Genomic DNA, 12,759 nt, shown 5'->3' with positions numbered 1-12,759 from the left:
CCCGTCAGGGCTGTCCCGCCCGTTGTGATTGAATGGCTTGGCTTGTGGTGCGTTGACCGAAAGCCTTGCTAGCGATTTTCGTCAGACAACGCCAGCAAAACCCAAGAGACCTCCGGCAAGCAACATCCACAAAGGATTGATCCGCGTCGCAAAAGCAAGCGCGGCTGCGACAATGGTGATCAGGACTGCGATCCAACTTTGGTCTGATGTCTGCGCCACGATCAGACCGGAGGCGGCCATCAGACCGATCGACAGCGGAACCAATGCGGCCTGAATGATCGCCGGCCAGCGCGCATCGCGCGAGCGATCGAGGAAACGGCTCACATAATAGGCAAGCAGCGCGGTCGGTCCGCACATCGCGACGGTTGCGGCCAGCGCCCCGGCGACGCCTGCGACAGAATAGCCTATCAGCGTCACGATCAGCACGTTCGGCCCAGGCGAGAGCTGCGAGATCGCGAACACGTCGGCGAACTGCTTGTCGGTGAGCCAGTGATGCACGTCGACGGCGGCGCGGTGCATTTCGGGAATCGCCGAATTGGCCCCGCCGACCGCAAACAGCGACATCAGGCCGAAGGTCCAGAGCAGCGCTGCGATCGGGCTGGACTCCGTATTCATGCCTTCACCATGCGTCGCGCCAGGACTGTCGTCGCAATGCTGAGCGGGATCGCCACCAGCAGCACGATCTGGAGCGGCCATCGGATCAGTCCGATCGCGACGAAGACCGCGGACAGAATGACGAGGCCTGTGACATCACGCCGCTTCAACAGCGGCATCATCATCTTGAGGACGACGGCGAACAGCAGCCCGACCGCGGCACAGGCGACGCCGGCGAGTGTCCGGCGCAGCACGTCGATATCGCCGTAGCGGGCGTAGAGTGCGGCAAGAACGGTCGCGATCACCATCGGCGGCCCGACCAGTCCGGCGAAGGCCGCAAGGCCGCCGGCGACGCCGCGAAAGCGCGAGCCGAATACGACCGACAGATTGACGATGTTCGGACCTGGCAGGAAATGGCACAGCGCGAAGGTCTCGTTGAACTCCTCAGCCGTCATCCAGCGGTGCTGTTCGACGATCGACCGCCGGGCCCAGACCAGGACCCCGCCAAAGCCGGCCAGCGACATCTTGGCAAAGGCCAGGAACAGCTCGAACAGGCCGGGCTGGAGGGGCGGAGACGGTGCGGAGGCATCCGGCGCCGGGGCGGCAACCGGCGGGGATTCCGGGGGCATGGGCAAAATCTAGAACGGCGCCGAGACAGCGCCAAGACCTGACCAAGACCTGACCAAGACCTGACCAAGATCCCCGGCCAAGACGCCGGCTAACCCAAATCGGCGTGTTTCACATCTGAACAAGCCTGAATCGGCTCTATTTTTCTCCGTCCGCGCCGCCTATATTGGGGGTGCCGGTTCGCCGGCTATGGAAATAAATGGCCGTCGCAATAAACCATTCGGACCCGGGGGCGGTACCCGGCGCCTCCACCAAAACCCATCCGAGCCTCTAGCTTTGGTGGCTTTTGGCGGGGGCGAAATAGGATCGACGAGGGCGTAAAGGGCGTGTTTTTTCTCGGTATGGTTCCGCCGTTATCGGGCTAATGCAATAGTTGCCAACGACAACTTTGCTCCGGTTGCTCAGGCTGCGTAACGCAGTTTGAAAGACCATCTTAAAGTCCTAACGGGTTAAGCTCCGTTAGGCGGGGTTCGGAGGCACCTGGCAACAGAAGCCTCCACTTTATTTCCCGATCGGGCGTCCGCCCGCATTTTCCGCTGCCAGCCCTGCTGATTTCCGGGTCCCGGCGGAGTAGCATGGCCAAAAGGGCGAGTCGGACGGGTCCGGCGATGCCTTGCCGGCATTTTCGAAGCGACAGGAATACGATGGCGACCGATCACATCCGATATGACGTGCTGGCGCGCGACGCGCTGCGCGGGGTGCTGCGCCGGGTCTTGTCCGACGCTGCCGAACATGGCCTGCCGGGTGAGCACCATTTCTACATCACCTTCCTCTCGCACGGCGATGGCGTGAAGCTGTCGCCGCGGCTGCTCGCGCAGTATCCGGAAGAGATGACCATCATCCTGCAGCACCAGTTCTGGGATCTGGTGGTGACCGAGGACCGGTTCGAGGTCGGCCTGTCGTTCGGCGGGATTCCCGAGCGGCTGAACGTGCCGTTCGCCGCGGTGACCCGCTTCCTCGATCCGTCCGCTCCGTTCGATCTGCGGTTCGACGTCTCGGACGCGTTGGCCGAGGAGACCCCGCCCGCGACGGCACCGGCTGCTCCCCTTCCCGCACCGGCCGCCCGAGCGGCCGAGACCGAGACGGCCGAGACCGAGCAGGAGCCCGCGAAGCCCAGCGAGGGCGCCGAGGTCGTGCGGCTGGACCGCTTCCGCAAGAAATAATCTAAACGCAGATCGATCCTCGACCTTGTAGGATGCTTGCGAGGGTCGGGATGACAGATCGTCATCCCGGATTATCTTCATGAACGTGCTTCCGCGCGGACGCTTTCGCATGGCCGCGCCGGAAAGCCGGCGCCTCGCCGGACCACGTTCTGATGACGCAACGGAGAGCATGCATGGCTCAATCGACGACACCATCCAACGCCGCCACCCGCAGCGAGACCGACAGCTTCGGTCCGATCGACGTCGCCGCCGATCGCTACTGGGGCGCTCAGACCGAGCGCTCGCGGCAGAATTTCAAGATCGGCCACGACCGGATGCCGATCGCGATCATTCATGCACTCGCCATCGTCAAGCTCGCCGCAGCCGAGACCAATCGCGAACTCGGCCAGCTCGATGCCCGCCGCGCCGACGCCATCGTCAGCGCAGCCAGGGAAGTGATCCAGGGCAAGCTCGACGATCATTTTCCGCTGGTCGTGTTTCAGACCGGTTCAGGCACGCAAACCAACATGAACGTGAACGAGGTGATCGCCAACCGCGCCAACCAGATGCTCGGCGGCGAGCTCGGCGCCAAGCAGCCGATCCATCCGAACGATCACGTCAACATGAGTCAGTCGTCGAACGACTCGTTCCCGACCGCGATGCACATCGCAGCGGCCGGCCGCATCATCGCCGACCTGATCCCTGCCCTCACCGAGCTGCATCAGGCGCTGCACCAGAAGCAGGAAGCGTTTGCCAAGATCGTCAAGATCGGGCGAACGCATACCCAGGACGCGACACCGCTGACGCTCGGCCAGGAATTCTCCGGCTACGCCGCGCAGGTCGAGAGCGGCATCGCGCGGCTGCGCACCGCGGTGAAGGAGCTGTTCCCTCTGGCGCAGGGCGGCACTGCCGTTGGCACCGGCCTCAACTCGAAGCCGGAATTCGCCAACGCCTTCGCCAAGCATGTCGCCGAGATCACCAAGCTGCCGTTCACGAGCGCAGCAAACAAGTTCGAGGCGCTCGCTTCCAACGACGCCTATGTGCTGGTGCACGGCGCGATCAATTCGGTGGCGACCGGCCTGTTCAAGATCGCCAACGATATCCGCTTCCTCGGCTCGGGCCCGCGCTCCGGCCTCGGCGAGCTGATCCTGCCCGAGAACGAGCCGGGCTCGTCGATCATGCCGGGCAAGGTCAATCCGACCCAATGCGAGGCCATGACCATGGTCTGCTGCCAGGTGTTCGGCAATCAGACCACGATCACCGTCGCCGGCAGCCAGGGCCATTTCGAACTCAACGTGTACAAGCCCGTGTTGGCATATTGTATGATAAATTCCATTCAGTTGCTGTCTGATGTTGTCCGCTCATTTACTGAGCATTGCGTTGTCGGAATACGCGCCGACGAAAAGCGCATCAACGAACTGATGCAGCGCTCGCTGATGCTGGTGACGGCGCTCGCGCCGAAGATCGGTTACGACAACGCAGCCAAGGTCGCGAAGTCGGCGCACGCGCACGGAACGACGTTGAAGGAAGAGGCTTTGCGGCTCGGATTCGTAACTGCCGACGAATTTGATCGCCTCGTGCAGCCGGACAAAATGACACACCCCGGCTGAAGCGAAGCGCGCAATGTCCGGATAATTACGGTCAGTGCGCGTGATATAATTATGGATCATAACGCCTAAAGGCTAAGGCTGTTTGCCTATCAGCTCTGCGCTGGCGCGTGGTACAGACGTCTAGTTTTCGCAGAGCGAAACGGATTCTTTGATGCTATCACAAGCATCAAATGGGGATTCGGGATGGATATCGAGCCGGGCGCTTAGCGCGATCGCTCTTGCTTTCGTCACGATGCATCACCAAGTCCGCTGTGGGGACGATGAGGACGACGAGCATGGGCGACGTGGTCAACCTGAAACGATTCAAGAAGCGCGGTGAGCGCGAACAAGCAGTAAAGCAGGCCGAAGCCAATCGTGCGCTATTCGGTCGCACCAAATCCGAACGAGCGCGTGACGAATTTCTCGGCGAGCGCAGTACGCGCGTGCTCGATCAGCACCGCATCGAAAGTGGTGACGCATCATGAAGTCTCCCGTCGTCAAGCGGTCGATCGTCGTCGCTGGTCACAAGACCAGCGTCAGCCTCGAAGAAGCCTTCTGGAACGGCATGAAGGAGATTTCCGGTCTGCGGAACATGACGCTGTCGGAGTTGGTCGGCGAGATCGACAACAACCGTCAGCAGGGCAATCTGTCCTCCGCGATCCGGCTTTTCGTGCTCGACTATTTCCGCTCGCGCGCCACCCCGGCCGTGCCGACGGATGTCAGGCCGCAGCAGGTCGACACGCGCCAGCAGGCCTGATGGCCTTGCCGACCGTCGCTTCGGCAGACGGTCGTTCCGCCGCGTGGACTTCAGCATGAAAGTCAATCGCATCGTCGCGAACGTTACCGCATCAGATGTCGCGGCAGCGAAATCGTTCTATCGCGACATCCTCGGCCTCGAGCCGCTGATGGATTTCGGTTGGGTTGCGACCTACGGCTCATCCGAAACGATGCAGGTTCAAATCAGCTTCGCTTCCGAAGGCGGCTCCGGCACGCCGGTGCCCGATCCCTCGATCGAGGTCGACGACCTCGACGAAGCGCTGCGCCGGATGCAGGCCGCCGGCATCGCGATCGGCTACGGACCGGCGGACCGGCGGACGAGCCATGGGGCGTGCGGCGCTTCTTCGTCCGCGATCCATTCGGCCGGCTGATCAATATTCTCCAGCACCGATCGTAAGCTCTGGATTCCTGTTCTGACGCGTTTTCGTCACGCGAACCGGTACCCGCCTCACGTGAAAACGCATTCTAGTTCTGCATCGCCGGCCGCGGCGGCGGATTGGCGACCTGCGGCGTCAGCGACAGTGGCGGCCGCAGCGGCCTCGACCTGGCCGCGCCGGGCACCGGCTTGACCTCGATCGGCGGCGGCAGCGGCGCCAGTTGCGGCTGGCTCGCAACCGGCGCAGGCGGCACAGCGGCAGGTGCTGTGGCAGCGGGCGGGATGACCGGCGGCCGGGGCGCTACGATCTTCGGCTTCGCCGGCACATGGTGCGGATCCGGGCCGGGCACCGGCAAATTGGCAGAAGGCGTTCCCGCCGAATTTGGATTGGACGCATCCGGCGCCGGCGCGGCGGGCGGCGGAAGGGCCGCCGGGGTCGGCGGCGGCACCGGTTCGCCGCGCTCGATCGCGTCGAGCCGCTTGGTCTCCCGGTCGATCGCGCGCACCGCAAGCCACGACGACAACGCCGCAATGTCGACGCTGCGCGACAATCCGTCGGGCGTGCCCACGGCGAGCAGCTGGATCTCCGGACGGCTGTTTGCGGTGCCGACCTGCGTCGAGGCCAGCGCGGCGCGGATGTCGGCCTGGTCGGCCGGAATGTCGTAGCCGCCGGACACGATGACGTTGGCACCGCTCGCCGCAAGCGTGGTGGTGCCGAACCGGATGCGGCCGTCACGGATGTTGAAGGGAATCTGGGCCGAAACGACCGACAGCCCGCCGGCGGCGAGCGCCGGCTCGACGATCTGCCTCAGCCGCGTATCGTCGGTCGCCTGCCCGGAATCGCTGGCGCGGATCGCGACGTCGAACGCGCGCGGATCGAGACCCGGAAGGTTCAGCCCCTCCAGCGTCACGGCGCCGCTGCCGGACAGCGCACCGATCAGCGCCGAAGCGCTGCGGCCCTGCGTCAACAACGTCATCTGCATCGAAGCGCGTCCCTTGGGCATCGCGAGACTGCGATAGCGCAGGGCCGAACCGTCGACGCCCGAGAGCTGCACATTTGCATTTAAGGCGAGTCCGTTGACGCCCTGTCGCGCATCGATGGAGGCGGTCGCCTCGCCGCCGCCGATCTTGCCCTTGACGCCGTCGAAGGTCAGCGACTGCCCATCCGACCTGATGGTGCCGCTGACCGGCTGCAGCTCGGCGCCGCCCGGCAGCAGACCGTGCAGCGCTTCGAACGTGACCTTGCCGCGCCAGGCGCCCGTCAGTCCCTGGCCGAGCGGCTCCGTCGCATCGTGACCGGCCGCGCCGATCGCCGCCGCGAAAATCGGCGCCAGTGTGATCTGATCGAGGCCGACTTCGCCGTCGATGCTCTTCTGATCGGCGAGCGTCAGCGCCAGCCGGCCGCGCAGCCGCGAACCGGCGACGATGCTGTCGAGATCATCGAAGGTCAGCCTGTCACCCGCAAGCGTGATCCGCGACGACAGGCGGATGTTTGCCGCCGGATCGGATGATTTGAGATGGAGCAGCGGACTGATGTCGGCGCTGCGGACACGGAGGCTGACACTCGATTTGCTCTCGCTCGCGCCGTTCCTGGACCACGGCTCCACGGTCCCTTCCGCATCCGCGTCGAGCCCGGCGCCCCAGAGCCTCGCCTTCAGCCGCAACGGCGCCTGCCACGCGCCGCTCGCGGTGCCCTCGAACCGCGTCGGGCCCGCACCGGCTGCGACCGCGCGGTCAAGCCCAAGCAGTGCCAGCAGCGCATTGCCCTCGCCGGCGGAGAATTTCGCTTCGGCCGTCACCTCGCTTTTGCGAAGTGCGTCGACATCCAGCGCACGGATCGCAGCCACCGACGGGGTCGCCGAGATCACCGTATTGCCCTTGAGCTGCGGCGTGTCGAGATCGACCGTCGCGCGCGCGCTGCCGCGATCGGCGGCCTTGCCCTTGCCGAGGTCGAGCGCAAGCCTGGCACGGACCGGACCGGCATCCGCGCGCAGCACGCCAAGCCGCGCGGCAAGCGCCGGTGCGAACGGCTGAACCACAGCCGTCAACCGGCCAAGCGACGCGGCGGTCGCATCGACCGCGAGCTTGCCGGTCGAATTGACGCGATCGAAATTGCCGCTGCCGTCAAGCGTGACATTGTCGGGCTGACCGATCTTGACGCGCTCGAGCACGATGTTGTTCGGGCTGTAGGCGATCTTCGCGAGCAGCGGCCGCAATTCCTGCCCCGAGGAGACCGCGCGCCCGATGTCGAGCGACAGCTGCGCCTCGTCCGGCCATTCAGCTTGCGGGCCGGCGAGCGATCGGATGAAGGCTGCGGTCGCATCGAGATCGAGCCGCTCCGCCTTCAACTGCGCCTCGACCTTCGAGCCGCTCGTCGCCTCGCGATGCGCGACCGCGACGCGGCCCTCGACCGTGCCGCTCTCGATCTCCGCCTTCATCGCGTCGATCGAAAAACCGGCCGGCGACACCGTGACGTCGCCGCGCAACCGCAGCGGCTTCTGGCTGCGATAGGCGATGTCGCTCCGCCCCTGCAGCCAGCTCATCAGCGTATCGGGGTCGGACGATTCGATATTGAGCGCGGTCTTGAAGCTGTTCGAGGCTCCCCCTTGCGCGCTCGCGCCGCTCATCGAGACCCGCGTCGATCCCGGTGCGCGAAACTCCAGTCGGCGCACGGTCCATGACTTCGCATCCGATTGCAGCTCCGCCGAGATGTCCTGCAGCGGGCGGCCGCCGAGCATGATCTGCTCGGACGTGAGCTCGACCTGTGCCGGTATCGGGCTTTGCGGAAGACTCGACAACACCGCGCGCATCGCCGGCAGCACGCGCACCGGCTCGACATTGCCGTTATTGCCGTCTTTGGCGCTGTCTTTTGCGGCAAACTTGTCGCCATCGAGCTGTCGTGCCGAAAGCGAGGCGCGCAGCAGCGGCGATGCACCGAACTTGAGATCGCCATTTCCCGCGAGCTTCAGCGCGCGGTCCTCGCCGCCATAGCTCACCTCGACCTGGTCGAGACGCGCAGCCGAATAATCCGATTTGATCTTGGCGGCGATCCGCCAGGGCGGCATGTCGCTGCCGCCGCGCTGGCCAGGCGTGCCCGCGAGCGTCACGCTCCCCTCGAACCGCGGCGCGCGGGCCTCGAAGGTCAGGATGCCGTCGAGATCGGCCGACACTGGCCGTTGCCCGGGATCGATGTTGAAATGCAGGCGGGTGCCGCTGCCATCAGTGCTTTGCCCCGAGGAGATCCGAAACGGGTAGCGGTTGCCGTCGAACATGAAATTGCCGTCACCGCGGACGGCGCCGGCAAGCGAGCGGACATCGCCGCTGAAGGCAATGTCGTTCAGCTCGAGCGTGCTGCGGCTTGTGGCATCGTGCAGCGCGACGCGGCCGGTCAGATTGAGGCGGTCGATCGCCAGCGAAGCCAGGTTGAAGCTCCCGCTCGACGGCGACCAGTCGATCCGCCCCTTCGGATCGAGCCCGAGGTCGAGCGACACGCCGTTGATGGTGAGTTCGTTGGCGCGCCACTCGCCGCGCATCAGCGAGCTCAGGCTGAACTCGACGTCGAGATTGGCGGCCCGGACCTTGCCGCGGTCGTTGGCGCCGCCGACAGTGACGGTTTTCAACCGCAGCGAGGGCGCAGGCAGCAGGCGCGCGTCGAGATTGCCGGCGACACGAACCGGCATGCCGATCATCTTCGACGCCTCCGCCTCGAACTGCGGCCTGAACTGGTTCCAGTCAACGAAATACGGACCGACCAGCGCAGCGACCAGTGCAAGAATGAAGGCGATTGCCAGGCCGAGCAGCGTCGTCTGCACGGTGTCTCCCTTTGAGCCCGCTCCGCGGTGCTGAACGCTCGGCCGGAGCAACCCAAATATAGAGACAAGTATGGCGAAGTCACAGCGGCTTTACCGCTGCGACGTCAGGCGGATGACGGTTTTCCGCTCAAGCGTGCGTGCACACCGGCCTTCCGCGGCAGGGTTACTGCCCTGCCGCGCATCCCGGACGTCACAACATCCGGGATGTCACCAGCTCGCAGGGAGCCGCTTCAGCCCGCGCAGCACGAAGGTCGGCCGCCACTCCGGATTCTCCGCGTCATCGAGCCGCAGGTCGGGAATCCGGCGCAGCAGCGTCGAGATCGCGATCTCGGCCTCGATCCGCGCCAGCTGGGCGCCGAGACAGAAATGGATGCCGCCGCCGAACGACAGCGGCTTCACGTTCGGCCGCTGGATGTCGAGCTTCTCGGGGTGATTGGGGTAGACAGCCTCGTCGTGGTTGGCCGATCCCAGCAGGCACAGCACGCTCTCCCCCTTCGGGATGCGCTTGCCGCCGAGATCGTCGATGTCCTCCAGCGCGACCCGGCCGGTCAGCTGCACCGAGGAATCGTAGCGCAGGAACTCCTCGATCGCGTTGGTGATCAGGCCGGGATTGGCCTTGAGCAGCGCGAGCTGGTCCGGGTTGCGGAACAGCGCGAGCAGGCCGTTGCCGATCAGGTTCACGGTCGTCTCGTGGCCGGCGCCGAACAGCAGGATGATGTTGGCGGTGAGCTCCTCGTTGGTCAGCTTCTGGCCGTTCTCCTCGGCCTGCACCAGTTGCGTGGTGAGGTCGTCGCCGGGCTGCTTTCGGCGCAGCTCGAACAGCTGGTGGAAGTACATCGCGGCCATCGCGTTGCCGGCGTTGCCCTGCTTGATCTCCTCCGCCGACAGCGGCACCGGCTCGAGCAGACGGCCGCCGTCGCGCGAGCCATTGTAAAAGGCATCGCGATGCTCCTCGGGGATGCCGAGCATGTCGCAGATGATCGTCACCGGCAGGCGGAACGCGAAATCCTCGATCAGGTCCATCCTCCCTTGCGGAATGATGCGGTCGAGCGTCTCGTCGACGACGTGCTGGATGCGCGGACGCATATCCTCGACCCGGCGTGCGGTGAACGCCTTGACGACGAGCCCGCGCAGGCGGGTGTGGTCGGGCGGGTCCTGCTGCAGCATCCAGTGGCTCATGCTGCGAATGACCGGCTCCTCCATGATCTTGGGGCCGTAACGGCGGATCGAGCGCTCGACATAGTCCTTGCCGAACCGCTTGTCGCGCAGCACGAGGCTGGCTTCCGCGTGACGGCTGGCCACGAATGCGCCGTGCGCGTTGACATGCATCGGATCGAGGCGGCGCAGCCGCTCATAATACGGATAGGGATTGCGAATGAATTCGGGCGCCAGTGGATTGAAAAGCGGCTCGCCGCTGGCCGGCTGAACTTGCTCGTTCATGGTGACCTCGTTCGTGCGCTACGCCGGTGCCTGCACTCTGGCGCGCCTTGGTGTCATCCTCAAGACCGCACCAACACGGGTACGGCCATTCTGGTTTTAGCAACTCTGGTTTTGGCAATGCAACTCGATACACTCTTGTATCGAGTTGCATTGTGCCCTAAACTGCGCTGATGTCAAGGGTTCGAACCAGACCGACACGGGACGACACCTGCGAGAAGCTGTTCGAGGCGGCGGCGCGGGTGTTCGAGGAACAAGGAATTGGCGGCGCCAGCATTGAAGCGATCGCGGCTGCGGCGGGCTTCAGCCGCGGCGCCTTCTATTCGAACTTCAAGAGCAAGGACGAGCTGATCTTCGCGATGCTCGAGGATCACGTCGAGCAATCGATCCGGCGCAATCTCGATTTGCTCGCCAAGCACAAGGACCTCGCCGATTTCCTGGAGGCGCTGCGCACCATGGATCGCAGCCGCCAGGATCCGCTCGGCCGCTCGCCTCTCCTGCATATGGAGATGATCCTGTTCGTGGCGCGCGCCGAGAAGCGCAGGCCCGAGCTTGCCAAGCGCCTGCGCGCGCGGCGCAAGCTGATCGCCGACATCGTCGAGACCGCGCAGAAGAACAGCGGCAGGAACGCCAGACTCAATCCGGACTGGACCGGCGCGATCGTGCTGGCGCTGGAAGATGGTTTCCGCCTGCACCGCCTGATCGATCCGGAGACCACCCCCGCCGACAGTTGCCTGCGCGCGATCACCGACCTGCAGCGGGCAATCGGCGTTTCATCCGCCTGATGCGTCAGGCCGCGCTGGCGGCCTTGTGCATCTGGCCGGCGACGGCACGGACCTTGCGCGGCGCAGCCTGCCAGATCGCAAATGCCGACAGCAGGCTGACGGCAATGCCGAGCAGGAACGCGCTCGTGTAGCTGCCCGAGAGATCGTAGAGCTGGCCCGTGATCCACGGGCCCGCGGCTCCGCCGGCGAGCGCGGCCAGCATCACGGTGCCGAAAATGCTGCCGTAGTGCCTGCCCTGGAAGATCTCGAGCACCACCGGTCCCATCACGGATGTCAGGCCATAGCCGAGCGCGCCCTGGGTGAACACCATGAGATAGATCAGCGCCATGCTCGGCCAGTATTTCAAGGCGGCGAGCGCGGCAAAGCAGATCACGAAGCCGAAGCAGGAGATCGCCCACACCCATTCGCGTCCGATGCGATCGGAGAGATGCCCGAGCCAGATCTGCCCGGGTATGCCGAGCAGGCTGACGACGCCAAGCGCCCAGACGCTGACATTGGAGCTGAAGCCGATGTCGAGCAGGAATTTGGTCTGGTGCACCTGCACGGCGTACCAGATGTACAGGCCGCAGAAATAGCCGATCGCGATCCACCAGAACCGCGCGGTGCGCAGCGCACGCGACAGCGTCCAATCGGTGCCGGCCCACACCGGATCGACGATGTTCGATGCCGGCCTGGCCGACGTCGCCGTCGGCGCGGCATCACCGTCCGGCTGCAGGCCGATGTCCTCCGGCTTCTTGTGCAGCAACAGGTTGATCGGCGCGAGCACGACCAGCACCACGATCCCCATCGCGGTGCAGGCGGTGCGCCAGCCGGTGTGCTCGATCATGTGCTGCACCCACGGCAGCAATGTCACCGAGCCGATGCCGACGCCCGCGAAGGCGAGCCCGATCGCGAGGCCACGGCGGCGCAGGAACCAGTTCGGCACGAACAGCGATTGGCCGGAGTAGCCGAGGCAGACGCTGCCAGCGCCGACCAGCACGCCGATGGTGAGATAGAGGTGCCAGGGCTGCGTCGTCAGCGGCGCCAGCAGCAGGCCGGAGCCCATCAACAGGACGCCAAGCTCCATCACCGCGCGCGGGCCGCCGCGGTCCATCAGCCGGCCGATCAGCGGGCTTGCGATCGCCGAGGCAACAAAGCCGAACGAGAATGCGCCCGCGGTGACGCCGCGCTCCCAGCCGAATTCGGAGATGATCGGCGGATAGAACAGCGAGAATGCCGTCCGTGCGTTGACGCCGATCGCCATCGTGACGAAGGTCACCGCGACGATGACCCAGCCGTAGAAAAAGGGAAGTCGCATGGGGGTCTTCGTTGCCAGGGTTGGAGGACGAATACCTGTTTCAGCCCGCGCCCGCTGACGGTCAAGTCCCACGGACCGACAAGGTGGCTTCAAGGGCGGATATTCCACCGGCCCGCGTCAATTCGCCCAACGGCCCCATTGTGTGAAGCAATTCATAGACAATCAGGCCTGGCGCGGCAGACTCGCGCGCGATGTCAACCACCTCGGCCATGTCAGTGACCTTCTGTTATCTGCGGGACTTCCGAGCACGCTCCATCGGGCGACTGGCAGCACCGAATACGACGATCGCGATCGCCCCAGCGATAACGCCGCGCTCCCGGCTA

Annotated in this window: 10 protein-coding genes, 1 other RNA gene and 1 pseudogene; 7 read left to right on the top strand and 5 right to left on the bottom strand. The window is 65.0% G+C overall.

Annotated features, from left to right (window positions below):
• Positions 1-81: 81 nt before the first annotated feature.
• Positions 82-615, bottom strand: coding sequence for a chromate transporter (locus tag ACE10Z_RS13360; RefSeq protein ID WP_375788323.1), 534 nt, complete (start codon positions 613-615; stop codon positions 82-84).
• Entirely contained in the window at positions 612-1,223 is a 612-nt protein-coding gene (locus ACE10Z_RS13355; RefSeq protein ID WP_375788322.1) for a chromate transporter, read from the bottom strand. The genes ACE10Z_RS13360 and ACE10Z_RS13355 overlap by 4 nt, the downstream gene beginning before the upstream one ends.
• A gap of 133 nt (positions 1,224-1,356) precedes the next feature.
• Between ACE10Z_RS13355 and ssrA the strand changes: the two genes are divergently transcribed.
• The 6 genes and pseudogenes from ssrA to ACE10Z_RS13325 all read left to right on the top strand — a co-directional run bounded on the left by ssrA (position 1,357) and on the right by ACE10Z_RS13325 (position 5,126).
• Positions 1,357-1,722: a transfer-messenger RNA gene (gene ssrA, locus ACE10Z_RS13350) on the top strand.
• Between the two features lie 143 nt (positions 1,723-1,865).
• Positions 1,866-2,384, top strand: a complete 519-nt coding sequence (locus ACE10Z_RS13345) for an SspB family protein (RefSeq protein ID WP_375788321.1) — start codon at positions 1,866-1,868, stop codon at positions 2,382-2,384.
• A 173-nt stretch (positions 2,385-2,557) separates the two neighbouring features.
• Complete coding sequence (fumC, locus tag ACE10Z_RS13340) at positions 2,558-3,973, top strand: class II fumarate hydratase (protein WP_375788320.1); 1,416 nt, start codon at positions 2,558-2,560, stop codon at positions 3,971-3,973.
• A 275-nt stretch (positions 3,974-4,248) separates the two neighbouring features.
• The gene (locus tag ACE10Z_RS13335; RefSeq protein WP_375788319.1) at positions 4,249-4,437 is read left to right on the top strand and encodes a DUF4169 family protein; all 189 of its coding nucleotides are present in this window, start codon (positions 4,249-4,251) and stop codon (positions 4,435-4,437) included.
• Positions 4,434-4,709, top strand: coding sequence for a ribbon-helix-helix domain-containing protein (locus ACE10Z_RS13330; protein ID WP_024580116.1), 276 nt, complete (start codon positions 4,434-4,436; stop codon positions 4,707-4,709). The genes ACE10Z_RS13335 and ACE10Z_RS13330 overlap by 4 nt, the downstream gene beginning before the upstream one ends.
• 55 nt (positions 4,710-4,764) lie before the next feature.
• Positions 4,765-5,126 (top strand): annotated as a pseudogene (locus tag ACE10Z_RS13325) (VOC family protein).
• A 68-nt stretch (positions 5,127-5,194) separates the two neighbouring features.
• Here ACE10Z_RS13325 and ACE10Z_RS13320 read toward each other — a convergent pair.
• Entirely contained in the window at positions 5,195-8,917 is a 3,723-nt protein-coding gene (locus tag ACE10Z_RS13320; protein ID WP_375788318.1) for an AsmA family protein, read from the bottom strand.
• A gap of 207 nt (positions 8,918-9,124) precedes the next feature.
• Complete coding sequence (locus ACE10Z_RS13315; RefSeq protein ID WP_375788317.1) at positions 9,125-10,357, bottom strand: cytochrome P450; 1,233 nt, start codon at positions 10,355-10,357, stop codon at positions 9,125-9,127.
• A 170-nt stretch (positions 10,358-10,527) separates the two neighbouring features.
• Between ACE10Z_RS13315 and ACE10Z_RS13310 the strand changes: the two genes are divergently transcribed.
• Positions 10,528-11,139 (top strand): TetR/AcrR family transcriptional regulator, encoded by a 612-nt coding sequence (locus ACE10Z_RS13310; RefSeq protein WP_375788316.1) that lies wholly within the window; start codon positions 10,528-10,530, stop codon positions 11,137-11,139.
• Between the two features lie 4 nt (positions 11,140-11,143).
• Here ACE10Z_RS13310 and ACE10Z_RS13305 read toward each other — a convergent pair whose 3' ends face one another.
• Positions 11,144-12,436, bottom strand: a complete 1,293-nt coding sequence (locus ACE10Z_RS13305; protein WP_375788315.1) for an MFS transporter — start codon at positions 12,434-12,436, stop codon at positions 11,144-11,146.
• Between the last annotated feature and the right edge of the window lie 323 nt (positions 12,437-12,759).

It is taken from the genome of Bradyrhizobium sp. Pha-3 (genome assembly GCF_042258615.1).
Classification (GTDB): domain Bacteria; phylum Pseudomonadota; class Alphaproteobacteria; order Rhizobiales; family Xanthobacteraceae; genus Bradyrhizobium.
Note: the sequence above shows the minus strand (reverse complement) of the source record. Positions and strands in the feature narration are given on the sequence as shown.